This window comes from Stenotrophomonas lacuserhaii (assembly GCF_014836545.1).
Lineage (GTDB): Bacteria > Pseudomonadota > Gammaproteobacteria > Xanthomonadales > Xanthomonadaceae > Stenotrophomonas > Stenotrophomonas lacuserhaii.
Window position 1 is genome coordinate 1 of the sequence record NZ_JACSQS010000014.1, and the last position, 25,095, is coordinate 25,095.

Here is a 25,095-nt window from a genome sequence, read left to right on the forward strand (position 1 = left end):
GCCGCCCCCCCACCCCCCCCCCCCCCCCCCCGGCCCACCCTCAGATGCAGTCCGAAAACAGCCCGCCGCGAGGGGGTTTCACCCGTTCGACGCACCCACTGCCATCGAACCAGCGCCGCGCCGACGCTCGATCACCACCGACACACCCCACAACAGCAGGCCGGCCGCCGCCGTAGCGGCACCTACGTACCCGGTGGACGCGTAACCGAAGCCGCCGCCGATGGCCATGCCACCCAGCCACGGGCCCAGCGCGTTGGCCGTGTTGAAGGCGGCATGGTTGGACGCGGCGGCCAGGGTCTGGGCCTCGCCGGCGGCATCCATCAGGCGGGTCTGCAGCGCCACGGCCAGTGCGCCCATGGTGCCCACCGCAATGATCGCCGGCACCATCGCCCAGGGCGAATGCGCGGCCAGCGGGAACAGCAGCAGGACCACCACCGACCATGCCAGCAGCACGCCGGCGGCGCGGAACTGCAGGCGATCCACCAGCCAGCCCCCCAGCATGTTGCCGATGATCGCGCCCACGCCGAACAGGCCGACGGCCGCAGGCATCCAGCGTTCGTCGATGCCGGTGACGTTGACCAGCGTCGGTGCCAGATAGGTGAACACGCAGAACATGCCGGCAAAGCCGATCGAGCCGATCGCCAGCGCCAGCCACACCTGGGTGGTGTTGAACGCACGCAGCTCACGCATCGGGCTGGTACGTACTTCGTTGGGGTCCGGCGCAAGGTGGCGCGACACCATCACCACGGTGGCCAGCGCCAGCAGGCTGACCAGGGCGAAGGCCGTTCGCCAGGTGAACTGCTGGCCAAGCCAGGTGGTAAGAGGATTGCCGACCAGGATCGCGATCGACAGGCCCAGCAGCACTTTCGACACGGCCGCGCCGCGCTGTGCCGGCGGGCTGATCGAGGCCGCCACCAGCATCGCCACGCCGAAATAGGCGCCGTGCGGCAGGCCGGCAACGAAGCGCGCCAGCAGCATGGTGTGGTAGTTGGGGGCCAGCGCGCTGGCCAGGTTGCCGATCGCGTAGAAGCCCATCAGGCCCAGCAGCAGGCTGCGCCGGCTGATACCGGCGCCGGCGAAGGCCAGCACTGGCGCACCCACCACCACGCCGATGGCGTAGGCGCTGATCAGGTGCCCGACCTGCGCTTCTGTGATCGACAGCCCGCGGCTGATGTCCAGCATCAAGCCCATGCTGGCGAACTCGCTGGTGCCGATGGCGAATCCGCCCAGCGACAGGGCCAGCAGGATGAAAGTGCGCTGGCGGGGCGACAGCACGGCGGCCAGCGTGGACGTGGCAACCGGGGGAGCAGACGGGTTCACGGGAAAAATCCGGGGCATTTGTACGAGTACGGATTGTACTGCTGCAGCGCAGCATAGTCGCCCGATTTGCGTCCTGCCGGCTGAACGCTGTATTTCTGCGTGCGTCATGGCGCGTTCGGGGGCAGCGCCCGCCGAGCATGGCTCGGCGCTACCGCTTCGGCGGCGCCCGCAATCTGTCAGGGGTCGGGCGGTGGGGCTGGGCGGGGGCGTTGAGCGCCATGGATGGCGCGAAACGAGGCCCGCAGGATGCGGCTTCTGCCGTCCCCCGACCAGCCCCATCGCCCGGCCCACTCACAGCCAATCCGGCCCCGACTTGCCCCGGCCAACCCCAACAGGCATAATCGGCGGCTTCCTGCGCCCAGCGTAGGAACCCTTGCCCCACCGCCGTCACCACCGCGGGGGGCTGTCCGGCCGAAACGGCCACATCCGAAAGGTATATAAACATGAGTCGTCATTACGAAATCGTGTTCCTGGTCCACCCGGATCAGAGCGAGCAGGTCCCGGCAATGATCGAGCGCTACAAGTCGCTCGTCGAGAACGGCAACGGCACCATCCACCGTCTGGAAGACTGGGGCCGCCGTCAGCTGGCGTACCCGATCCAGAACCTGGTGAAGGCCCACTACGTCATGCTCAACATCGAAGTTGACCAGGCCGTGCTGAGCGAGCTGGTGGAAAGCTTCCGCTTCAACGACGCCGTGCTGCGCAACCTGGTCGTCAAGCGCGATGGCCCGGATACCGAGCAGTCGCTGATCATGAAGAGCAAGGACGAGAAGGGCGACAAGCCCGAGCGTGGCGAGCGTCGTCGTCGTGACGACGAAGAAGGTGAGACCACCACCCCCGCCGCTGACAACGATGCCGGCGACGACGCCGCTTCGGCCGCTTAAGGAGCACTGACATGTCCAAGTTCTTCCGTCGCCGCAAGTTCTGCAAGTTCACCGCCGAAGGCGTGAAAGAGATCGATTACAAGGATCTCAACACCCTGCGCCAGTACCTGACCGAGAACGGCAAGATCGTGCCGAGCCGCGTCACCGGTACCAAGTCGAAGTACCAGCGCCAGCTGGCAACGGCCGTCAAGCGCGCCCGTTTCCTGGCCCTGATCCCGTACACCGACAACCACGACATCTGATGCCGGCGGGCGGCCTTGTGCCGCCCTCCCGCACTGATATTCGGACAGCCATCCGCTGCGGGGCATCGCCTCGCTAACGAATACATTCTGGAGTAACACCATGCAGCTGATCCTTCTGCAGAAAGTCACCAACCTCGGCAACCTCGGCGACCTGGTCGACGTGAAGCCGGGCTACGGCCGTAACTTCCTCGTGCCGCAGGGCAAGGCCGTGCCGGCCACCGAGAGCAACAAGGCCGAGTTCGAAGCCAAGCGCGCCGAGTACGAAGCCAAGGCCGAGTCGATCCATTCCGACGCCGAAGCCCGCAAGGCCAAGCTGGAAGGCAAGTCGGTGACCATCGCGGCCAACGCTTCCACCGAAGGCAAGCTGTACGGCTCGGTCGGCGCGCGCGAAATCGCCGATGCCTTCACCGCTGCTGGCCTGCCGGTCAACAAGAGCGAAGTCATCCTGGGCGAAGGCGCCTTCCGCAACATTGGCGAGTACGACGTCCTGGTGCACCTGCACGCCGACGTTGAAACCACCGTCAAGGTCGTGGTCGAAGCCGAAAAGGCCTGATCCCACGCCGAAAGGCATGGAATCACCAGAACGGGCGCCCGCAGGGGCGCCCGTTTTGTTTTGGCGCGCGCGCCGGCCGCTGCGTAGAACGCGGCCACATCGGTATACTCGGTGCATTACGCCCGACCGACGGCCCTGATCCCAGCCGGATCAAGGGGTTGGCGGGTAAATGCAGGCCTCACAACGGCCCCGGCCCGGAAACCCTATGCGTCTTTCCACGATCAAGCTGTCCGGCTTCAAGTCCTTCGTCGATCCCACCACGCTGCATCTGCCGACCAACATGACCGGCGTGGTCGGACCGAACGGCTGTGGAAAGTCCAACATCATCGATGCCGTGCGCTGGGTGATGGGCGAAAGTTCGGCCAGCCGCCTGCGTGGTGACTCGCTGACCGATGTGATCTTCTCCGGCTCGGCCGCGCGCAAGCCGGTATCGCAGGCCACCGTGGAGCTGATCTTCGACAACAGCGACCACACCATTTCCGGTGAGTACGCCTCGTTCAACGAGATATCGGTCAAGCGCACCGTCAGCCGCGATGGCAGCAGCAACTATTACCTCAACGGCACCAAATGCCGTCGCCGCGACATCACCGACCTGTTCCTGGGCACCGGGCTGGGCCCGCGCAGCTATTCGATCATCGAGCAGGGGATGATCAGCCAGATCATCGAAGCCCGGCCTGAAGACCTGCGTGTCTACCTGGAAGAAGCCGCCGGCATCTCCAAGTACAAGGAGCGCCGCAAGGAAACCGAAACCCGCATCCGCCATACCCGCGAGAACCTGGACCGGCTGGGCGACCTGCGCGATGAAATCGGCAAGCAGCTTGAACACCTCAAGCGACAGGCGCGCCAGGCCGAGCAGTACCAGACGTTGCAGGAGGAGCGCCGGGTCAAGGATGCCGAATGGAAGGCGCTGGAGTTCCGTGGCCTGGATGGCCGGCTCGGCAAGCTGCGCGAAGGGCTGTCACAGGAAGAGACCCGCCTGCAGCAGTTGATCGCCGAACAACGCGACGCGGAATCGCGGATCGAAACGTCGCGCGTGCGTCGCGAGGAGTCGGCCGAGGCGCTCAATGCCGCGCAGGCCGAGGTCTACCAGGTGGGCAGCATGCTGGCCCGGCTGGAACAGCAGATCCAGCACCAGCGCGAGCTGTCGCAGCGCCTGCACAAGGCGCGCGATGAAACGCAGCAGGCACTGGCCGAACTTGGCCAGCACATCAGTGGCGACGAGGCCCGGCTGAGGGTGCTGCGCGAGGCGGTGGATGCGGCCACGCCGCAGCTGGAACAGCTGCAGGAAGAGAACGAGATCAAGCAGGAGAGCCTGCGCGAAGCCGAAGCCCGGCTGGGTGACTGGCAGGCGCGCTGGGAACAGCACAGCAGCCAGAGTTCGGAGGCATCGCGTTCCGGTGATGTCGAACGCACCCGCGTGGACTACCTGGACCGGCAGGTGCTGGAAGCCGAGCGGCGCCGCGAGACGCTGCAGTCCGAGCGCGCCGGCCTGGACGTGGATGCGCTGGAGGCAGCGTTCGAGCAACTGCACATCCAGCACGACACCCAGAAGACCGCGCTGGATGAGCTGGGTGAACAGGTGGAACTGCGCAAGCAGGAGGTCACGGCCGTGCAGGAGCGCCAGCGCGGCGCACAGAACGAACTGGCCGAACTGCGCAAGCAGGCCAATGGCGTGCGTGGCCGCTTGTCGTCGCTGGAAACCCTGCAGCAGGCCGCACTCGGCCAGGAGCAGGGCGCGGCGGTCGCCTGGTTGAAGGCGCGCGGGCTGGATTCGGCAAGCCGCGTCGGCGAGCGGCTGAAGGTTGAAGCGGGCTGGGAAAACGCGGTTGAAAGCGCGCTGGGTCAGTTGATCGAAGGCGTGCTGGTACAGGCGCCGGAACAGCTGGTGGATGCGCTGGGTGAGCTGGGTGATGGCCGCATCGCGCTGGTGGCCGATGATGAAGCGCCGCTGCAGGTGGCTGCTACCTCGCTCGCAGCGAAGGTGCAGGGGCCGGCGGCCATCCGTCGCCTGCTGGCCCGCCTGCATGCTGCCGAAGACCTGGAACAGGCGCGCGCACTGCAGCCCACGCTGGGCGACGGCGACTCGGTGATCACCCGTGGCGGCGAGCGGCTGGGTGCGGGTTGGGTGCGGGTATCGCGCTCGGGCGCGGCCCAGCAGGGCGCGCTGCTGCGCGAGCGCGAAATCAACACGCTGCGCGAACAGATCGAACAGCTGCAGCAGCGCGAAGCCGAACTGGAGCAGTTGCTGGGTGGCTTCCGTGACCAGTTGCTTGCCGCCGAACAGCAGCGCGAAGACGTGCAGCGCGCCGTGTACCAGGCGCACCGCGGCGTGTCCGAGCTTGCCGGCCAGCTGCAGGGCCAGCAGGGCAAGCTGGAATCGGCGCGCAGCCGCATCGACCGCATCGAAGGCGAGCTGGTCCAGCTGATGGAAACCCTGGAGCTCAACCGCGAGCAGGTGCGCGAGGCGCGCGGCCGGCTGGATGACGCGGTCAGCAGCATGGGCGATCTGGAGTCGACCCGGCAGGCGCTGGAGAACGAACGCCGGCAGCTGACCGAGGCCCGTGACCGGGCCCGCGATGCGGCCCGCAGTGTGCGCGAAGCCGCCCATTCGCTGGCGCTGACGCTGGAATCACAGCGCGCCCAGGTGGCGTCGCTGAGCCAGGCGCTGGAACGCATGAGCAACCAGCGCGGCCAGCTGGATTCGCGCCTCGGCGAGCTGCACGCACAACTGGACGAAGGCGATACCCCGGTGGAATCGCTGCAGGCCGAACACCAGCATGCGCTGGAAGAGCGCGTCCGTGCCGATGGCATGCTGTCGCAGGCGCGCTCGCTGCTGGATGGTATCGACGTGGAGCTGCGCGAGCTGGAACAGACCCGGCACAAGCGTGACGAACAGGCGCTGGCACAGCGCGAGCGCATTTCGCAGCGCCGGCTTGACCAGCAGGCGCTGGTACTCAATGCCGAGCAGCTGCAGGCGGCGGTGGAGAAAGCCGGCTTCGTGCTGCAGGAGGTCATCGCCACGCTGCCCGAGGACGCCCGCCTGGGCGACTGGGAGCAGACCGTGCAGCAGATCGATGCGCGCATGCGCCGGCTGGAACCGGTCAACCTGGCGGCGATCCAGGAATATGGCGAAGCGTCGCAGCGCTCGGAATACCTGGACGCGCAGAACCTGGACCTGAACACCGCGCTGGAGACGCTGGAAGATGCGATCCGCAAGATCGACCGCGAGACCCGCGGCCGCTTCAAGGACACCTTCGACCGGGTCAATGCCGGCGTGCAGGCGCTGTATCCGCGTCTGTTCGGCGGTGGCCATGCCTACCTGGAACTGACCGGCGAGGACCTGCTGGACACCGGCGTGACCATCATGGCGCGGCCGCCGGGCAAGCGCGTTTCCAGCATTTCCCTGCTGTCCGGCGGTGAGAAGGCGATGACCGCCGTGGCGCTCGTCTTTGCGATCTTCCAGCTCAATCCGGCCCCGTTCTGCCTGCTCGACGAGGTGGACGCGCCGCTGGACGAAGCCAACGTCGGCCGCCTGGCCAACATGGTCAAGGAGATGAGCGAGAAGGTGCAGTTCCTGTTCGTCAGCCACAACAAGGCGACGATGGAGGCGGCGCACCAGCTGTCCGGTGTCACCATGCGCGAACCCGGCGTCAGCCGCCTGGTCAGCGTCGACCTGGAAGAGGCGGCGCGGCTGGCCGGGGCGGCCTGATACGCCGCGTGCACGGGGGATTGGTGCATTATTCGCGCCACCCCCGGTGCAAGAAGACCTGCATCGTGCCATTCTTGTCTGAACGTATTTAGCCGGAGACCCAACCGAATGTCCGACACCGCACTGCTGCGCATCGGCATCCTTACCGCCGGCCTGCTGTTGATCGCTGCGATCCTGTTGTTCGGCCGGCCGAAGAAAAAGACCCAGGGACGCCGTGTCGAAGGTGACCCCGGCGCCGATGGCGGCCAGCGCCGCGAGCCGGTGCTGGGCGGCGGCGTCGACGCGGCGGGCGAGGAGCCACGCGATCCCGCACTTGACGGCGAGCAGGCCGAACTAGGCCTGTCAGACAGCGAAGCCAACGCCAACAGTGACCTCGGCAAGCGGGCCAGCCAGGATTTCGACAAGATCGTTTCGTTGTTCGTGGCCGCGCGCGCCGGCGAACAGCTGCGTGGCGAAGACATCGTGGTGGCAGCGGAAAAGACCGGGCTGGTGTTTGGCCACATGAACGTGTTCCACCGGCTGGTCGAAGGCCACCCGGAGCGCGGTCCGATCTTCTCGATGGCCAGCATCATGAAGCCGGGCAGTTTCGACATGGGCACCATCCGTGAGATGGAAACCCCGGCGATCGCGTTCTTCCTGACCCTGCCGGCGCCGCTGACGGCGCTCGATTCCTGGGAGAAAATGCTGCCGACCGTGCAGCGCATGGCCGAGCTGCTGGATGCGGTGGTGCTGGACGACAGCCGCAACGCGCTGGGTCGCCAGCGTATCGCGCACATCCGCGATGATCTACGCGCCTACGACCGCCAGCACCAGGCGCCACCGCTGACCAAGACGCCACGCTGGTAGGCGGGATGTTTCCGGCACGCAGGCCGGTGCCCGCGCGGAAGACCTCGTCGAAGCGTTCAGTTCCCGCTTCGTCATGACGCGCCGCCGCGGCCTGCGCACGCCTTGGACGTTAGAATCGCGGTCTGTACAGGAATCACCGGACCCGGCATGAACGTTACTCCCGCCCAGCGTATCGATGCGCTTCGCCGTCAGCTTGCCAGCGCGAACGCGGCCTACAACGAGCGCGATGAACTGCTGATACCGGATGCCGATTACGACGCGCTGATGCGCGAGCTGGAGTCGCTGGAGCAGGCGCATCCGGAAATTTCGACAGTGGATTCGCCCACGGCAAAGGTCGGCGCACGGCCGTCCTCGCGCTTCGCCGAAGTTACCCATGCAGTGCCGATGTTGTCGCTCGGCAATGCGTTCAGCGATGAGGAAGTCGCCGATTTCGTACGTCGCATCAGCGAGCGGCTGCGGCGTCCGGCACTCGCGTTCTCCGCCGAGCCGAAGCTGGATGGGCTGGCGATCAGCCTGCGCTACGAGGGCGGCCGCTTCGTGCAGGGCGCCACGCGCGGCGACGGCAGCAAGGGCGAAGACGTGACCGCCAACCTGCGGCAGATTCGCGATATCCCGGAAAGCTTGCAGGGCACTGGCTGGCCCGATGTGCTGGAAGTCCGCGGTGAGGTCTACATGGCACGCGCCGACTTCGAAGCCTTCAACGAACGCGCGCGGCAGCAGGGCGGCAAGGTACTGGCCAATCCGCGCAACGCCGCGGCCGGATCGCTGCGCCAGCTGGACCCGAAGATCAGCGCGCAGCGCCGGCTCAGCTTCTTCGCCTATGGCACCGGCGAAGTGGATGGCGGCGAGCTGCCCGATACCCATTCCCGGACGCTGCAGCAACTGCGCGGGTGGGGCTTCCCGGTCAGCGAGCTGTGCACGGTGGTGACCGGTACAGACGGCCTGCTGGCCTATTACCGCGACATCGGTGAACGCCGCGACGGCCTGGCGTTCGATATCGATGGCGTGGTCTACAAGCTGGACGACCGCGAAGGGCAACAAGTGATGGGCTTCGTCGCGCGGGCGCCGCGCTGGGCCATCGCGCACAAATTCCCCGCGCAGGAACAGAGCACCACGGTGGAGGCCATCGAGATCCAGATCGGGCGCACCGGTGCGGCCACGCCGGTGGCGCGCCTGGCGCCGGTCGCGGTGGCCGGAGTGATCGTCTCCAACGCTACCCTGCACAACGCCGACCAGATCGCGCGGCTGGATGTGCGCGTGGGCGACAGCGTGATCGTGCGGCGCGCCGGCGATGTGATTCCGGAGGTGGTCAGCGTCATCGCCGACCGCCGTCCTGCCGGCACTACGCCATGGAAGATGCCGACGCACTGCCCGGTATGCGGGGCGGAAATCGTGCAGGAAGAGGGCGCGATCGCCTGGCGCTGTTCCGGCGAGCTGAGCTGCCCGGCGCAGCGCAAGGAGGCGATCAGCCATTTCGCTTCGCGTCGTGCAATGGACATCGACGGCCTGGGCGGCAAGTACATCGAAACCCTGGTGGATGCGGGCATCGTGCGCGGCGTGGCCGACCTGTACCGGCTGACCCGTGACACCCTGCTGCAGTTGAAACTGGTGCTAGATGCCGAGGATCCCTCCGCGCTGGCCGCCAGCTTCACCCCGCACCTGCCGCCCGATGGCAGTGGCGCAGTGCTCAACGGCGTGCTGAAGCTGGACGCAGGCGACGCGGGCTGGCGTGCGCAGGCGCTGGCCCAACCGATCACGTTCAGCTGGAACACGAAGAAGATCGCCACCCGCTGGGCCGACAACCTGGTGGCCGCCATCGAGGCCAGCCGTGACGCGACGCTGGAGCGGCTGTTGTTCGCGCTCGGCATCGAGCATGTCGGCGAAAGCACGGCGAAAGCGCTGGCGCAGTGGTTCGGCGAACTGGAACTGATCCGCCACCTGCCGTGGCCGCTGTTCAAGCGGGTACCGGACATCGGCGGCGAAGTAGCACGATCGCTGGGGCATTTCTTCGAACAGCAGGGCAACCAGCAGGCCATCGACGATCTGCTGCAGCTCGGCCAGGTGCGCATCACCGATGAGCATCCGCCCAGCGGCAAACTGCGCGAGGGGCTGGATCTTGCACAGCTGCTGGTGGAGGCCGAGATACCCGGCATCACCCGCCTGCGTGCGGAAAAGCTTGCCGCCGCACTGAGCAGTGCGCAGTCGATACTGGATGCCGAACACGGCCAGTTCGTCAATGCCGGGCTGCCTGACGACACCGCGCGCGGCCTGGCGGCGTGGCTGGATAGCGAAGGCCACGGTGAGCTGCTGCTGCAGGCAGAAGCGAAGATGAAGGAGATCCTGCAGCGCGCGCCGCAGCAGGCCGAGCAGGCCGCCGGGCCGCTGGAGGGCCAGACCGCGGTGCTGACCGGCACGCTGTCCGCGCTTACCCGCGATGCGGCCAAGGAGCGTCTGGAAGCGCTGGGCGCGAAGGTTGCCGGCAGCGTGTCGAAGAAGACCAGCTTCGTGGTCGCCGGCACCGAAGCTGGTTCCAAGCTGGACAAGGCCCAGTCGCTCGGCGTGCCGGTGTGGGACGAAAACCAGCTGCTGGCCTTCCTCGCTGCCCACGAATGAAACGTACCAAAGCCGGGTACCCGCCCGGCGGTACCCCTTGAAGGAGAGTTGCATGCAGATCGCACCGCTGGATTTCCGCATGGCCACCCGCGCCGATGAAGCACAGTTGCTCACCCTGATGCGCGCGTTCTACATCGAAGACCAGATCGCGTTCGACGAGGCGCGCGTGCGCCGCGGCGTCGATGCACTGCTGGCCGACCCGCGCAATGGCGAGGTGCTGATGCTGCTGGACGAGGACGGCTCGGTCGGCGGTTACGTGGTGATCGCGATGGGCTTCAGCCTGGAGCAGGGCGGGCATTTCGCGCTGCTGGACGAGCTGTACCTGGCGCCGGGTGTACGCGGCCGTGGACGTGGCCGGCAGGCGCTGGCGATCGTCGAGCAGCGCGCACGCGCACGCGGTGTTGAACGCCTGCGGCTTGAAGTGAACCGCCACAACGAACTGGCGCGCCGGCTGTACACCGCCACCGGCTACATCGACGATACCCGCGACCTGATGACGCTGCCGCTGGACCATCCGCGCGACGGCCTGCTGTGAGCGCGCTGCTGCAGGCGCTGCGCCAGCGCGCCGCGCTCAACGCGATGGTGCGCCGCTTCTTCGCCGAGCGCGAGGTGCTGGAAGTGGAGACCCCGATCCTGTCGGCGGCAGGTAATACCGAGCCGAACATCGACAGTTTCCATACCGATTTCAGCGGCCATCGCGATGCCGGTGCGCGTCGTCGCTGGCTGCGCACCTCGCCGGAATTCCCGCTCAAGCGATTGCTCGCTGCCGGCGTGGGTGATTGTTACGAGCTCGGCCGGGTGTTCCGCAACGGCGAAGCCGGCGGCCGCCACAACCCGGAGTTCACCATGCTGGAGTGGTACCGGGTGGGCTGGGACCATCACCGGCTGATCGACGAAACCGCCTCGCTGGTGCAGCAGGCGCTGGCGTTGGTCGGGCGGGTGGCGACCCTGCAGGTGATCGACTACCGCACGCTGTACCTGCAGCGCATCGGCGTGGATCCGTTCGAGGCGAGCATCGCCGAACTGCGGCTGCCACTGGCCGGCATCCAGATCGATGCGGCGGGCCTGGGGCGCGATGACTGGCTGGACCTGTTGATGACCCACTGCATCCAGCCGCACTTCGATGACACCGTGATGACCGTGGTGCATGACTGGCCGGCCTCGCAGGCGGCGCTGGCGCGGATCCGCGACGATACGCCGCCGCGCGCGGAGCGCTTCGAGCTGTACCTGGGGCCGGTCGAGCTGGCCAATGGCTACCACGAACTGGGCGATGCGCAGGAGCAGCGCGCACGCTTCGAAGCTGACCATGCGCGTCGGCAGGCACGTGGGGATGTGCTGCCGCCGCTGGACGAAGCGCTGCTGGCGGCGTTGCCGGCGATGCCCGCCTGTGCCGGCGTCGCGGTGGGCGTGGACCGGCTGCTGATGGCCATGGGGCGCACCGCGCGGATTGCCGACGTGCTCGCATTTGATTTCAGTCGTGCCTGAACGCCGTAACCGGCGCTTGCGGGGCATTCGCGATGATGCTCTTATCACGCCGGTTGCCGCATGGTGGCAAACGAACCACGATCACAGGGCGGACGAGTCGTTGAACAAGTTGTTGGCAGGCACGGGGGCCTCGTTGGGCGCGCTGCTGCTCTGGACCGCGCTGCTGCCATCGGCGGCTGCGCAGGGGCAGGGCGGCTATGCCGGTGAGGTGGTGCGTTGCCAGTCGCGCGACCTCGGATGGGTGCACTGCAACATGGACGTCGAAGGGGGCGTGGAGCTGGTGCGCCAGCTGTCCGAGAACGCCTGCGTGCGGGGCAGCGAGTGGGGCACCGACCGTTCCGGCGTGTGGGTCACCCTGGGATGCCGTGCCGAATTCCGCGCGCGCGGTAGCGCTGGCGCTGCAGCACCGGGTGCACCGGCCAAGGTCGTCAGGCGCGTGGTGCGTTGCGAATCCAACGGCCGCCCGCAGAGCTGTCCGGTGCGCCTGGAAGGTGCCCCGGTGCGCCTGCTGCGGCAGAACTCGCGCATGCCCTGCCGTGAAGGCCACAGCTGGGGCTATCGGCGCAACGAAATCTGGACCACCCGCGGTTGCGAGGGTGATTTCGAGATCGGCGCGGCGGACGGCAGTGGCTTCGTCGATGCGCCGCGCCGGCTCACCTGTGAGTCCAAGGATCGGCGTCGGCGTTTCTGCGGGGCCTCAATCACTACTGGCGTCAACCTGCTCAAGCAGCTGTCCGGGCGTGCCTGCGAAGAGGGGCGCAACTGGGGCTGGGACAAGCGTGGGATCTGGGTGGACGACGGGTGCCGCGCCGAGTTCTCGGTGAACTGAGCGCGCATTACAATGGGCGCATGAACGCGCCCACCGATATCGACTACGCCCGCTACGACCACATCCGCCCGATCCTGTGGACCGGCGATGCCCTGCAACTGCTGGACCAGCGCAAGCTGCCCTTCGTGGTGGAGCACGTGGCCTGCACCACCAGTGACGAGGTGGCCACCGCCATCCACGCCCTGACCGTGCGCGGCGCGCCGGCCATCGGCATCGCCGCCGCCTGGGGCGTGGTGCTGGCCGCCCGCGAGGTGCAGGCCGACGACGGCCCGCAGGCCCTGCAGAAGCTGGAACCCGCGCTGCAGTGCCTGAATGCTTCGCGGCCGACGGCGGTGAACCTGGCCTGGGCGCTGGCGCGCATGCGTCGGGTGCTGGGCGCGGCAGGCAATGACTGGCAGAAGGTGCTGGAACGCGAGGCCGAAGCCATCGCCACCGAAGACTTGGCGGCCAATCGGCACATGGGCGCCCTGGGTGCCGGCCTGATCGACGCCGGCAGCGGCGTGCTGACCCACTGCAACACCGGGTCGCTGGCCACCGCCGGCTTCGGCACCGCACTGGGCGTGATCCGTGCCGGCATGGCCCAGCAGCGCATCGCCAAGGTGTTCGCCGGGGAGACCCGGCCGTGGCTGCAGGGCGCACGCCTGACCGTGTGGGAGCTGCAGCAGGATGGCATCGATGCCACCTTGATCGCCGACTCGGCCGCCTCGCACCTGATGAAGACCGGTGCGGTGCAGTGGGTGATCGTCGGCGCCGACCGGATCTGCGCCAACGGGGACACCGCCAACAAGATCGGTACCTACCAGCTGGCCATCGCCGCACGCCACCATGGGGTGAAGTTCATGGTGGTGGCGCCGTCCTCGACGGTGGACATGGATACCGCCGATGGTGGCCAGATCGAGATCGAACAGCGTGATCCCGGCGAGTTGTACGGGGTCGGCGGCAGCCGCACCGTGGCCGACGGTATCGCCGCCTGGAACCCGGTGTTCGACGTGACCCCGGGGGAGCTGATCGACGCCATCGTGACCGAGCGCGGGGTGATCCTGGCGCCGACCGTGGCCAGCATGCGGGCCGCCTTCGGCTGATACCGGACGGGGCGGCGAAGCGGATCGGGCAGGCAACCGGGGCAATCGGTCAACAGGCGGACAACCGGTCCCTAAGTTGCTGATTTCTTCCGGTAAAAAGCCGCTGAACAGGGGAGAAAATTCCCGTGCTGTGGTAGACTCCGCCAGTTAATCGAGATTCCGCCCTGCCGCCCTGAAAAGGGAGTGGCGCGACGGACTGGACCGCTACCAGACAACGGAACCCGAATGGCAGAATCCGCCAAGGAAATCATCCAGGTCAACCTGGAAGACGAGATGCGCAAGAGTTACCTCGATTACGCGATGAGCGTGATCGTGGGACGCGCGTTGCCTGATGCGCGCGACGGCCTCAAGCCTGTGCATCGCCGTGTGCTGTTCGCGATGAGCGAGCTGAACGCACACGCCAACAAGCCTTATTTCAAGTCGGCGCGTATCGTCGGCGACGTCATCGGCAAGTACCACCCGCATGGCGACCAGTCGGTGTATGACACCCTGGTACGCCTGGCGCAGCCGTTCGCGCTGCGCTACATGCTGGTCGATGGCCAGGGTAACTTCGGTTCCGTCGATGGCGACTCCGCCGCGGCCATGCGTTACACCGAAGCGCGCATGTCGCGCCTCGCGCATGAGCTGATGGCCGACATCGACAAGGAAACCGTCGATTTCCAGCTGAACTACGACGAAAAGGAAAGCGAGCCGACGGTCATGCCGACCCGGTTCCCGAACCTGCTGGTCAACGGTTCGGCCGGTATCGCGGTGGGCATGGCGACCAACATCCCGCCGCACAACCTGACCGAATCGATCAACGCCTGCATCGCCTTGATCGACAATCCGCAGATCGATGTCGATGGCCTGATGGAGTACATCCCGGGTCCTGATTTCCCGACCGCGGGCATCATCAACGGCACCGCCGGCATCATCGCCGGCTACCGTACCGGCCGTGGCCGCGTGCGCATCCGTGCCAAGGCGGACGTGGAAGTGGCCGATAACGGCCGCGAGTCGATCATCGTCACCGAAATTCCGTACCAGGTGAACAAGGCGCGTCTGATCGAGAAGATCGCCGAACTGGTCAAGGAAAAGAAGCTCGAAGGCATCAGCGAACTGCGCGATGAGTCCGACAAGGACGGCATGCGCATCTACATCGAAATCAAGCGCGGCGAGTCGGCGGAGGTTGTCCTCAACAACCTCTACCAGCAGACCCAGATGGAGTCGGTGTTCGGCATCAACATGGTGGCGCTGGTCGACGGCCGCCCGCAGTTGCTGAACCTCAAGCAGATGCTGGAGGCGTTCGTCCGCCACCGTCGCGAAGTGGTGACCCGCCGTACCGTGTTCGAGCTGCGCAAGGCGCGCGCCCGTGCCCACGTGCTGGAAGGCCTGACCGTCGCGCTGGCCAACATCGACGAGATGATCGAGCTGATCAAGAGCTCGGCCAATCCGAACGAAGCCCGCGAGCGCATGCTGACGCGCGTGTGGGATCCGGGCCTGGTCGGTTCGCTGCTCGGCGCCGCCGGTGCCGAAGCGTCGCGTCCGGAAGACCTGCCCAAGGGCGTGGGCCTGATCCAGGGCGGCTACCAGCTGACCGAAGTGCAGGCCACGCAGATCCTGGAAATGCGCCTGCACCGCCTGACCGGGCTGGAGCAGGACAGGCTGACCGACGAATACAAGCAGCTGCTGGAAGTCATCGCCGGGCTGATCCACATCCTTGAAAACCCGGACCGCCTGCTCGAAGTGATCCGCGAGGAGCTGATCAACGTACGCGAGGAATTCGGCGACGCACGTCGTACCGAAATCCGTCACAGCGAAGAAGACCTGGACATCCTCGACCTGATCGCACCGGAAGACGTGGTGGTCACCCTGTCGCATTCCGGCTACGCCAAGCGCCAGCCGGTCAGTGCGTACCGCGCGCAGCGTCGTGGCGGTCGTGGCCGCAGCGCGGCGTCGACCAAGGAAGAGGATTTCATCGAGCAGCTGTGGCTGGTCAACACGCATGACACGCTGCTGACCTTCACCAGCGCCGGGAAGGTGTTCTGGCTGCCGGTGCACCAGTTGCCCGAAGCCGGTTCCAATGCGCGCGGGCGCCCGATCATCAACTGGATTCCGCTGGAACCGGGCGAGCGGGTGCAGGCGGTGCTGCCGGTGCGCGAGTATGCAGAAGGACAGTTCGTGTTTTTCGCCACCCGCAACGGCACGGTCAAGAAGACCCCGCTGGGTGAGTTCGCCTTCCGCCTGGCGCGCGGCAAGATCGCCATCAACCTGGAAGACGGCGATGCCCTGGTGGGCGTCGGCCTGACCGACGGTGCACAGGACATCCTGCTGTTCGCTTCCAATGGCAAGACCGTGCGCTTCGGCGAAGACAAGGTCCGTTCGATGGGCCGTACCGCTACCGGCGTGCGCGGCATCAAGATGGCCAAGGGCGAAGAAGTGGTCAGCCTGATCGTCGCCGAAAGCGCCGGCGGGATCGAGGACGAGAACGAGGACGATACGGGCGTGGAGGACACCAGCGTGGACAACGGTGATGCCGTGGTCGAGGCCGGTGACGAGGCGGGCATGAAGTTCATCCTGACCGCGACCGAGAACGGCTACGGCAAGCGCACCCCGCTGCCGGAGTATCCGCGCAAGGGACGTGGCACGCAGGGCGTGATCGGCATCCAGACCACCGAACGCAACGGCAAGCTGGTCGCTGCGGTGCTGATGGGTCCGGCCGACGAAGTGCTGCTGATCTCCGACGGCGGGACCCTGGTGCGGACGCGTGGCTCGGAAATCAGCCGGGTCGGCCGCAACACCCAGGGCGTCACCCTGATCCGCCTGTCCAAGGAAGAGAAGCTGCAGGCGGTGGAGCGGATGGACGCCTTCATCGAAGCCGATGAGGAGCAGGATGGGGTGGTCGACGCTGTGGCGATCGAGCCGGCGGCTGCTACCCCGGCCGCGACGGACGAGACGCCGTCGCAGGACTGACCGCGCTCTTGGTGGTCAACGGAAGACGCCGGCCCCGTGCCGGCGTTTTTCGTTACGCGGGATCGGTAGCGTCGAGCTTGCTCGACGCCGCGGTATTGCCCCACATTGCGGTGCGCGCCTTCCCGCGCCTGGCCATGGCTTTCACCGCGCATGCTGGAGCCATGTCCAGTCAGCTTCGCATCGGCCGGGTTTCGCTCACGGGGAACTACTACTCCATCACCACTGTCACGGCGCAACGGTCGCCTTGCTTCGTCGATCCCACGCTGGCCGCGCTGATGGTGGAGCAGCTTGAGCAATGCGATCGGTCCGGCCTGACGCGCTCCTTCGCTCGAGTGGTCATGCCAGACCATCTGCATTGGGTGATGCAACTGAAAGAGGGCACGCTGTCGCGCTGCGTGCAGTCATTGAAATCCCGGTCCGCGATCGCGATCAATGCGGCGCGCGTGAGCGAAGGCACGGTATGGCAACGGGGCTACTACGATCATCTCATCCGGGACGGCAACGACGTTCGGGCGCAGGCCCTGTATGTCATGGCCAACCCGGTCCGGGCGGGATTGGCTGAACGGATCGGTGAGTATCCTTGGGCCTGGTGCCGGTGGCCGCTGTCGTAGTGTCGAGCTTGCTCGACACCCTGCGATCGAGCAAGCTCGACGCCTACAGAAGCTTCGATCGAGCAAGCTCGACGCCTACAGAACCGGTGCCACGCGCAGCGCGCTCCGCGACGCGGTAATCTTGCGGTCCGCTGTTGAAGGAATTCCCTGTGCGTACCGTGCACGCTCTGCGCTATGTCACTCCGCTCCGCGAAGGCGGGTCATTGCCGGCGATCGTCGAAACCGACGATGACGGCATGGTCGTGCTCAAGTTCCGGGGTGCGGGCCAAGGGCCGAAGGCACTGATCGCCGAGCTGATCGCCGGGGAGATGGCGCGCACGCTGCAGCTTCCGCTGCCGGAGATCGTGTTCGTCGAACTGGATGCCGAGTTCGCCCGCACCGAGCCCGATCCGGAAATCCAGGAGCTGATCCGCGCCAGCGAAGGTCTCAACCTGGGCAGTGATTACCTGCCCGGTGCGATCAACTACGACCCGGCCGCGATGCCGGTGGATGCGGAGCTGGCCTCGCGGATCGTCTGGTTCGATGCGCTGACCAGCAACGTCGATCGCACCGCGCGTAACCCGAACCTGATGGTGTGGCACCGCAAGCTGTACCTGATCGACCACGGTGCGGCGATGTACTTCCACCACGATTGGGCGACGGCGGGACAGGCCTGCGAGAGGCCGTTCGTGCTGATCCGCGACCATGTCCTGCTGCCCTTCGCCAGCCGGATCGCCGAGGTCGATGCCGAACTGGCAGCGCGCCTGCCGGATCACGAAATCGAACGCATCGTCAGCCTGGTGCCGGACGCCTGGCTGGTCGACGAGCCTGCATTCGATACGCCGGCCGCCTACCGCCAAGCCTACGTTGACTACTTCATCCATCGCCTGCGCGTGCGCGCGGCCTTCGTCCAGGAGGCCGTCCGTGCCCACGCTGCATACCTATGATTACGCGGTGATCCGGGTCGTTCCCCGGGTCGAGCGCGAAGAGTTCATCAACGTCGGAGTCATCGTCTCCTGCCCGGGCGCCAGCCACCTGGAGGCGGCGATCGAGATCGATCCGGCGCGCCTGCACGCCTTTGCCCCCAGCCTGGACCTGGAGGCGTTGCGGCCCTGGCTGGATGCCATCGTGGCGATCTGCCGCGGGGAAGCCGGCGCCGGGCCGATCGCGCAGCTGCCGGCGCGTGCGCGCTTCCATTTCCTCACCGCCAAGCGCAGCTCGGTGGTGCAGATGTCGAGCACGCATGTCGGCCGCACGGCAGATCCGGCGGGCGTGGTGGAGCGCCTGCTGACGAAGATGGTGCGCGTCCCGAAGGGATGAGCCCACATGGCCCGCTGCACTCGCCGACCATGGGTCGGCGCTACCGGGGTTGCGGGTCCTGCGCCGATACCAGGATGGCCGGAAACGCCGAGGGCAGCACGCAGCCGTTGATCACCGCCATCACTCCGGTCCAGGCCCAGTCTTTTCGTTGATCATGGCGCGTGCCCGCGCACGTGCTCGATCAGCGCGCGCAGCTTGGCCGGTTGGTTGTGCCGGTTCGGGAAATACAGGAAAAAGCCCGGGAACGGCGGCAGGTACTCGTCCAGCATGGTGACCAGTTCGCCACGGGCCAGGTAGGGCGCGAAGGTTTCCTGCATGCCGAAGGTGATGCCGCCGCCGGCCAGTGCGGAGCGCACCATCAGCAGCATGTCATTGGTGGTCAGCTGCGGTGCCACGGTCACGTCGAATTCGCGGCCGTCTTCAACGAACTCCCACCGGTACGGGGCCACCTCCGGTGAGGGACGCCAGCCGATGCAGCGGTGCCGGGCAAGCTCACGCGGGTGGGCCGGCGTACCGTGCTCGGCCAGGTAGGCCGGCGTGGCCACCACGACTTCGCGCTGCGGTCCGGTGAGGGGAATCGCCACCATGTCCTGTTCGATCACCTGTCCCAGCCGCACGCCGGCATCGAAGCCGGCCGCTACGATGTCCGATTCATCATCAGTCACGGTGACATCCAGGGTGATGCCGGGATACCGACGCAGGAAGTCGGCAATCAGCGGCCCGGACAGGAAGCGTTCGGCGATGGAGGTCACGGCGACGCGCAGCAGGCCGTGCGGCTGGCCGTCGCTGGCGGTGTCTTCGATGGCCGCAGCGACCACGTGCAGCGGGCCGGCAATCTGGCGGTGCAGCTGTTCACCGGCTTCGGTCAGCCGCACGCTGCGGGTGGAGCGCTGTACCAGCGCGATGCCCATGCTGTCTTCCAGGCGTCGGATGCCCTGGCTTACCGCAGACCGGGTTACCCCCAGGCGATCAGCCGCCACGCGGAAGTTGTGGCCTTCGGCGACGGCCAGGAACAGGCGCAGGAGGTTGAGGTCGGTGTCCATTGGTTACCGATACTAACCATTCTGTCCAGCGTACAGGGAATTCCGTGGACGCCCCGCTCATCATAGGCTGGCAGCTCCTTCCAACAGACAGCTTCCAGGAGCCTGCCATGAACCTCATCCAGGACAAGATCATCGTCATCACCGGTGCCAGCAGCGGTATCGGCGAAGCCACCGCACGGCTGCTCGCGCGCAGCGGCGCCACCGTGGTGCTGGCCGCCCGTCGCATTGATCGCCTGCAGCAGCTGGTGGCCGACATCCAGGCCGAGGGCGGCACGGCGGTCGCGCACGCGCTGGATGTCACCGCGCGTGAACAGGTGCAGGACATCATCGACCGCACGGTCGCCGCGTACGGACGGGTCGACGTGATCATCAACAATGCGGGCGTGATGCCGCTGTCTCCGCTGGCCGCGCTGAAGGTCGACGAGTGGGACTGGATGATCGACGTCAACATCCGGGGGGTGCTGCACGGCATCGCCGCAGTGCTGCCGCAGATGCAGGCGCAGGGCCACGGCCAGGTGATCAACATCGCCTCGATCGGTGCGCATGCGGTGTCGCCCACCGCAGCGGTCTACTGCGCTACCAAGTACGCAGTCTGGGCGATCTCCGAAGGCCTGCGCCAGGAGAGTCCTGCGATCCGGGTGACCACGATCAGCCCGGGCGTCACCACCTCCGAGCTGGCCGAGAGCATCTCCGATGCGCAGGGGCGCGAGGAAATGCGCAGCTTCCGCGCCACCGCCATTCCCGCAGAGGCGGTGGCGCGCGCGATCGCGTTCGCCATCGCGCAGCCGGCCGACGTGGATACCAGCGAGATCATCATCCGGCCTACGGCCAGCCCGTACTGAGTCCGACGCGCGCGCTCAACCCGGGACCGGTGCGTCCGCCGCGATCAGTTTGAGCTGCTTCAGCTCGGCCCAGAAATCGGCTGGGATCGCGATCGCCATCGACTCCACGTTGGCACGTACCTGCTCCGGCGTACGCGCGCCGGGGATGATCGAAGACACCACCTGCGGGGCATCGGCGAACTGGAGGGCGGCGGTGCGGATGTCGATGCCGTGGCGCTCGCAGACCTCGGCGATCTTCGCGCGCTTGGCCGGCGCCCATTCCGGGATCGGTCCGCCATACAGATAGCGCTCGCGTCCGGTGAGGTAGCCGGCCAGCAACGGTGAACCGACCATCACCGACACGCCCTTTTCCGCCAGCCTGGGGAAGGTGTCGTGCAGGGCGGCTTCGTGATCCAGCAGCGAGTACTGGCAGGCCAGAAGCATGATGTCCGGATCGGCTTCTGCTACCGCGCGCAGCGCCGGCTGGGGCCGGTTCACGCCGAAGCCCCAGCCCTTGATCAGGCCTTCTTCGCGCATCTTGGTCAGTTCGGGCATGGCGCCGCGCAGGGCCTCGGAAAAACGCTGTTCCCACGGCATGCCGAGGTCTTTTTCGTTCTCCGGCGAGAGGTCGTGGATGTAGACGATGTCCAGCTGGGAGACGCCAAGCCGGTTGAGGCTGTCTTCCACCGAACGCCGCGCGCCATCAGCGGAGTAGTCGTATCGATAGTGGAACGGGGCGGGGTCATGCCAGTTGGTTTTCTGCAGCGGCTCGGCGGTGCCGGTCAGCAGGCGGCCGACCTTGGTGCTGAGCGTGTACGCATCGGCGGGATGGGTGTGCAGTTCGTGGCCCATCCTCCTTTCGCTCAGGCCCAGCCCGTACCACGGCGAGGTATCGAACAGGCGCACGCCTGCCGCCCACGCCGCCGCCATCGTGGCATCGGCCGCCTCGCGGGTGGTCGGTGCCAGGCTGCCGCCAAGCGGCGCCCCGCCCAGTCCCAGCCGAGTGGGTGGACGGTAGCGGCTGCCCTTGGGCATTGCGCGCGTGGTGGGCTGGTTGCCCGTGCGCGGGGTGCCGCGGGTGGGCAGCACGCTGCCCGGTGCCGGCGATTGGCCGAACAGGGGAGAGGCGGCCATCATCGCCGCGCTGGCCGCGGCAATCGAAAGGAACTGACGACGTGAGTTCACTGGTGTCTCCTGTGGAGGAAGGCGTTCAGGGCGCTCGCAAGCCGTTCGACCATAGCGTGGGGACGTGTCAACGCGGTGGGAACGGGATCGCGCAGGCATCGGCAGTGACGGCCGATGCCCGTCAGCTCCGGCCGTCGGTGCGTGACAACCGTCGGTGGGTGACGACCGTTGGTCGTCACTCTGCCGCTTTCCGCTGCGCTCGCCGAGCGTGGCTCGGCGCTACCAGGTCGCCTGCGGTTGCGGCGTCAGTGCGCCAGCAGGCGCGCGTACAACGCGGCGCCGTAATGCGGCGCATGCAAGGGTGCGCGCAGGACGAAGTCCGGGCTTGCCGCGTGCAGCGCGCCAGCGAAAGGTTGCATCAACGCGTCACCGGCGCTGAATGCACCGCCGGACCAGGACAGCGGCACCGGCTCGCCGGGCTGGAAGCCCAGGGTGACCCGCAATGCCTCACCGATCGCCGCCAGTTCATGCCCGGCACGCTCGAAGATCGATGCCGCCACCGCATCGCCGGCCAGCGCGGCCTGCGATACCAGCGGTGACAGCTGCGCCAGTTCGCCGCGCGAGCCATGGCCTTCGCCATACACATGCGCACAGATGTCCAGGTCGTGCTCGCCCAGCTTGAAGTGTTCGCGCAGGATCGCGTGCAACGGGCCGCGCGGCAGCCGCCCATCACTCATCCGCGAGAACGCGTTCAGGCCCTGCACGGCAATCCAGTACGCCGACCCTTCATCGGAAAAGGCTTCGCCCCAGCCACCGGCGCGTGCCGATGCATCACCACGGCGACCGTAGCCCATGGAGCCGGTGCCGGCGATGATGTTGATGCCATCGGCGCAGGCCAGCGAGCCGGCCCAGCCACATACCATGTCGTTGTCGCAGGCATAACGCGCATGCCCCAGCACCTGGCCGGGAATCGCCTGCAGCAGGGCGGTGGCGCGACTGTCTTCGCCGTACGCCGGAAGCCCGAAGAACGCCTGGGTGATATCGGCGCTGTTCGCCTGCACCTGCGCCAGCACCGCCTCGATGCCCGCACCGAGGATCGCACGCACCCCGTCCAGCCCCACCTGCGGATGGTAGGTGGTGCCCAGCTGCGCCTCGGCCAGCAGCGTGGCCTGCGCATCGATCAGCGCAAACCGGGTCTTGGTGCCGCCGCCGTCCACGCCCAGGTAGAGCGGGGCGGTCATGCGTCCAGCGCGTACAACTGCACGCCCTGTACCACGCGGTTGACGATGCCGGCCGGGTTCGGATTATCCGGCGTCACGCCGCGCTCCAGTGAATGCAGCAGCGCGTAGATCTGTGCGGCGGCGACGTACGGCCACAGCAGGTCCACGTCTTCGGCACGTTCCAGTCCCTGCACGGCCAGGGTGTCCTGGAGCGCTCCGGCGCGCGGCTGGGCGCTGATCTCCACCACGCGCGCCGCACAGCCATCGCGGCGCAGTTCGTCGATCAGGTCGTGGTCGTAGCGGCGGGTGTACGGATCATTGGACACGAACACGATCACCAGGGTGCTGTCGGTGACGAAGGTCTTCGGGCCGTGGCGGAAGCCCAGCGGCGAATCGAAACAGGTCACCACCGCGCCATTGGTCAGCTCGCCCAGCTTCAACGTGGCTTCGCGCGCCAGTCCCTGCAGCAGTCCGCTGCCGAGATAGACCACGCGGTCGTGGCGGGCTGCGGCGAGTTCCTGCAGCAGCGGCATCGCGCCTTCGATCACGCCGTCGGTGGCGCTGGAAAGCGCTCCGATGCGGCCATCCAGCGCCGCAGCCGGTGACAGTGCGGCAAGGGTTGCATACATCATGCAGCTGAAGCTGGAGGTCATGGCGAAGCTGGTGTCGTGGGTCTGCTCGGGCAGCAGCAGGGTCATCGCCTGCGCGACCGGGATGCGTGCCAGCGCACCGGCCGGGTTGCAGGTCACCACCAGATGGCGGATGTCGCTCACCAGTGCTTCGGCCAGTTCCACCGCAGCCAGGCTTTCCGGACTGTTGCCGGAGCGGCCGAAGGACACCAGCAGCAGCGGTTGGCCAGGATCCAGGTACAGCTGCGGGGCGCAGACGATATCGGTGGTGGGTACCGCATCCACGCGCGCGGCGAGCTGGCGGTCCAGCAGCGGTGCGAGGCACTGGCCGATATAGGCCGAGGTCCCGGCACCGGTCAGGATCACACGTGCCTTGGGGTCATCCACCAGCGGGGCGATGAAAGCACGCAGCTGCCCGGCCAGCGAGTCCACCAGCGCATGGGTGGCCCGCAGCATGGCCGGCTGCTGGGCGATCTCGCGCGCCGTCCACAGCGCGCCCTTTGCCTCCAGCAGGGGTTCTGGGAATCCGAGGATTTCAGGAGAGGTCATGGTCTTGGCATGCATGGTGGTAGTCATCGAGGACAGCGCTGATATGGGCCATGGCCAGGGACTGCGGATCGAACGTAGCAGTTCCATCGCGCACTGCGTGCAGGGCATGGGGAAGGTATTGGCTGACGAGCGGCAGCGGCGGCGGATCGGCACGCAGGTTGTCGAACAGCTGCACGCGCGCAGCGTCAATGGCGGTGTCCGGCCAGTAGTAGCGGATGCGGTCGCTGAGGCTGTACTGCAGGTCGGTGGACAGCGCACGTCCGGCACCGTGGTAGTAGCGCTGCCAGTAGCCCGGCGCCTCCTGCATGCGGCGCAGGGTGACTTCGCGCAGGCGCGCACGCTTGCCATCCTCGATCCACTCGCCTTCGATCGCATCCAGTGCCCACAGCGCTTCGCGCAGGGCGAAGGTCAGGCCGGGGCCGACCTTCAGGATCGCGAAGTGGTCGCGCACCAGCGCGGTCAGCGCATCGCGGGTCTGGTAGTCGGTCGAATGCGCTTCGAACACCAGTCTGGGCACGGTGGTGACCGAATGGCTGAGCGGCTGGGCCTTGTCGCTGTCGTAGTCGATGACATCGTGGTGGTCGAACTCCACGCCCGGCTGCACCACCGAGGCCAGCACGCGCTGCCAGGCGGCGTCCAGTCCGGCTTCGGCGAAGGCGACCCGGTGCGCCTCGATGGTGGTCAGCGCCGCTGCCGGAGTGGTCAAGGCGAGACCGTCGATCGCTTCGGTCGCGCCGCCCGGAACCGGTACTTCGGTGCCGATCACATACACCGGCGCCTCGCCGCCTGCGCTGGCCCAGGCGTCTTCGGCCGCGCGGCACAGGCGCACCGCGCGGCGCACGATCTCCGCTTCGGGCAGCGGCTCCGGATCGCCCTTGCAGGCCATCGAACAATCCAGGTGGATCTTGCGGAAGCCGGCGGCCACGTACTCGGCCACCATCACCTCGGCCTTGTCCATTGCCGTGGCGGCATCCAGCGCGGTCCATGGGTTGGGTCCGAGGTGGTCACCGCCGAGGATCAGCCGCTCGATATCGAAACCCACCCGCGCGGCGATGCCATGCACGAAGCGCACGAAATCGGCCGGGCGCATCCCGGTGTAGCCTCCCTCCTGGTTGACCTGGTTGCAGGTTGCTTCGAACAGCAGCAACGCCTGGCCGCTGCGCTGGGCGTGGCGCAGGCTGGCTTCGATGACGAGGGGATGGGCCGAGCAGATCGAGGTCACGCCGATGGCGTGGCCCTGCCGATGCCGCGCGACCAGGTCGAGCAGTGCGTGCATGGGGGAGTCC

Annotated in this window: 21 protein-coding genes; 15 read left to right on the top strand and 6 right to left on the bottom strand. The window is 67.1% G+C overall.

All coding sequences use genetic code 11. The features are described from left to right. Positions 1-78: 78 nt before the first annotated feature. Entirely contained in the window at positions 79-1,338 is a 1,260-nt protein-coding gene (locus H9654_RS12900) for an MFS transporter (protein WP_191771164.1), read from the bottom strand. A 425-nt stretch (positions 1,339-1,763) separates the two neighbouring features. On the opposite strand from H9654_RS12900, the gene rpsF reads away from it, so the two are divergent. The 14 genes from rpsF (at position 1,764) to H9654_RS12970 (ending at position 18,422) form a co-directional block, all read left to right on the top strand. Next, the gene (gene rpsF / locus H9654_RS12905) at positions 1,764-2,204 is read left to right on the top strand and encodes a 30S ribosomal protein S6 (protein ID WP_042613984.1); all 441 of its coding nucleotides are present in this window, start codon (positions 1,764-1,766) and stop codon (positions 2,202-2,204) included. Positions 2,205-2,215: 11 nt separating this feature from the next. Continuing rightward, a complete protein-coding gene (gene rpsR / locus H9654_RS12910) occupies positions 2,216-2,446 on the top strand; it encodes a 30S ribosomal protein S18 (protein WP_005926280.1) in 231 nt (76 codons plus the stop codon). A 100-nt stretch (positions 2,447-2,546) separates the two neighbouring features. Further along, positions 2,547-2,999, top strand: a complete 453-nt coding sequence (rplI, locus tag H9654_RS12915) for a 50S ribosomal protein L9 (RefSeq protein WP_042613983.1) — start codon at positions 2,547-2,549, stop codon at positions 2,997-2,999. A gap of 205 nt (positions 3,000-3,204) precedes the next feature. Continuing rightward, complete coding sequence (smc, locus tag H9654_RS12920; protein ID WP_191771165.1) at positions 3,205-6,708, top strand: chromosome segregation protein SMC; 3,504 nt, start codon at positions 3,205-3,207, stop codon at positions 6,706-6,708. Positions 6,709-6,816: 108 nt separating this feature from the next. After that, positions 6,817-7,554 carry a cell division protein ZipA gene (gene zipA / locus H9654_RS12925; RefSeq protein WP_191771166.1) on the top strand — a complete coding sequence of 246 codons (738 nt, stop codon included), beginning with the start codon at positions 6,817-6,819 and terminating at the stop codon, positions 7,552-7,554. Between the two features lie 147 nt (positions 7,555-7,701). Beyond that, positions 7,702-10,167, top strand: a complete 2,466-nt coding sequence (ligA, locus tag H9654_RS12930) for an NAD-dependent DNA ligase LigA (protein WP_191771167.1) — start codon at positions 7,702-7,704, stop codon at positions 10,165-10,167. Positions 10,168-10,219: 52 nt separating this feature from the next. Then, complete coding sequence (locus H9654_RS12935) at positions 10,220-10,702, top strand: GNAT family N-acetyltransferase (protein ID WP_191771168.1); 483 nt, start codon at positions 10,220-10,222, stop codon at positions 10,700-10,702. Beyond that, positions 10,699-11,652, top strand: coding sequence for an EF-P lysine aminoacylase EpmA (epmA, locus tag H9654_RS12940; protein WP_269801197.1), 954 nt, complete (start codon positions 10,699-10,701; stop codon positions 11,650-11,652). The genes H9654_RS12935 and epmA overlap by 4 nt, the downstream gene beginning before the upstream one ends. A gap of 133 nt (positions 11,653-11,785) precedes the next feature. Then, positions 11,786-12,481, top strand: coding sequence for a DUF3011 domain-containing protein (locus H9654_RS12945; RefSeq protein WP_406833477.1), 696 nt, complete (start codon positions 11,786-11,788; stop codon positions 12,479-12,481). Between the two features lie 20 nt (positions 12,482-12,501). Further along, positions 12,502-13,563, top strand: coding sequence for an S-methyl-5-thioribose-1-phosphate isomerase (gene mtnA, locus H9654_RS12950; RefSeq protein WP_191771170.1), 1,062 nt, complete (start codon positions 12,502-12,504; stop codon positions 13,561-13,563). A gap of 225 nt (positions 13,564-13,788) precedes the next feature. Beyond that, on the top strand, positions 13,789-16,512 hold the full coding sequence (gyrA, locus tag H9654_RS12955) for a DNA gyrase subunit A (protein ID WP_191771171.1): 2,724 nt from the start codon (positions 13,789-13,791) through the stop codon (positions 16,510-16,512). A gap of 77 nt (positions 16,513-16,589) precedes the next feature. Beyond that, entirely contained in the window at positions 16,590-17,123 is a 534-nt protein-coding gene (locus H9654_RS12960; RefSeq protein WP_225212050.1) for an REP-associated tyrosine transposase, read from the top strand. 149 nt (positions 17,124-17,272) lie between these two features. Further along, on the top strand, positions 17,273-18,049 hold the full coding sequence (locus H9654_RS12965) for a HipA family kinase (protein WP_191771172.1): 777 nt from the start codon (positions 17,273-17,275) through the stop codon (positions 18,047-18,049). Beyond that, positions 18,027-18,422, top strand: coding sequence for a DUF3037 domain-containing protein (locus H9654_RS12970; protein ID WP_191771173.1), 396 nt, complete (start codon positions 18,027-18,029; stop codon positions 18,420-18,422). Before H9654_RS12965 ends, H9654_RS12970 begins: the two co-directional genes overlap by 23 nt. A gap of 152 nt (positions 18,423-18,574) precedes the next feature. On the opposite strand, the gene H9654_RS12975 is transcribed toward H9654_RS12970, so the two are convergent. After that, positions 18,575-19,465, bottom strand: coding sequence for a LysR family transcriptional regulator (locus tag H9654_RS12975; protein WP_191771174.1), 891 nt, complete (start codon positions 19,463-19,465; stop codon positions 18,575-18,577). 107 nt (positions 19,466-19,572) lie between these two features. Here H9654_RS12975 and H9654_RS12980 point away from each other — a divergent pair, with 107 nt between their 5' ends. Then, positions 19,573-20,307, top strand: a complete 735-nt coding sequence (locus H9654_RS12980; RefSeq protein WP_191771175.1) for an SDR family oxidoreductase — start codon at positions 19,573-19,575, stop codon at positions 20,305-20,307. Positions 20,308-20,322: 15 nt separating this feature from the next. Here the strand turns inward: H9654_RS12980 and H9654_RS12985 are convergent, their stop codons facing one another. The 4 genes from H9654_RS12985 to H9654_RS13000 all read right to left on the bottom strand — a co-directional run bounded on the left by H9654_RS12985 (position 20,323) and on the right by H9654_RS13000 (position 25,085). Next, positions 20,323-21,471: an aldo/keto reductase gene (locus tag H9654_RS12985; protein ID WP_191771176.1), complete on the bottom strand. Its 1,149-nt coding sequence runs from the start codon at positions 21,469-21,471 to the stop codon at positions 20,323-20,325. 245 nt (positions 21,472-21,716) lie between these two features. Then, the gene (locus tag H9654_RS12990; protein ID WP_191771177.1) at positions 21,717-22,652 is read right to left on the bottom strand and encodes an N-acetylglucosamine kinase; all 936 of its coding nucleotides are present in this window, start codon (positions 22,650-22,652) and stop codon (positions 21,717-21,719) included. Then, entirely contained in the window at positions 22,649-23,809 is a 1,161-nt protein-coding gene (locus H9654_RS12995; RefSeq protein ID WP_191771178.1) for an SIS domain-containing protein, read from the bottom strand. Before H9654_RS12995 ends, H9654_RS12990 begins: the two co-directional genes overlap by 4 nt. Further along, the gene (locus tag H9654_RS13000) at positions 23,796-25,085 is read right to left on the bottom strand and encodes a D-tagatose-bisphosphate aldolase, class II, non-catalytic subunit (RefSeq protein ID WP_191771179.1); all 1,290 of its coding nucleotides are present in this window, start codon (positions 25,083-25,085) and stop codon (positions 23,796-23,798) included. The genes H9654_RS12995 and H9654_RS13000 overlap by 14 nt, the downstream gene beginning before the upstream one ends. Positions 25,086-25,095 lie beyond the last annotated feature (10 nt).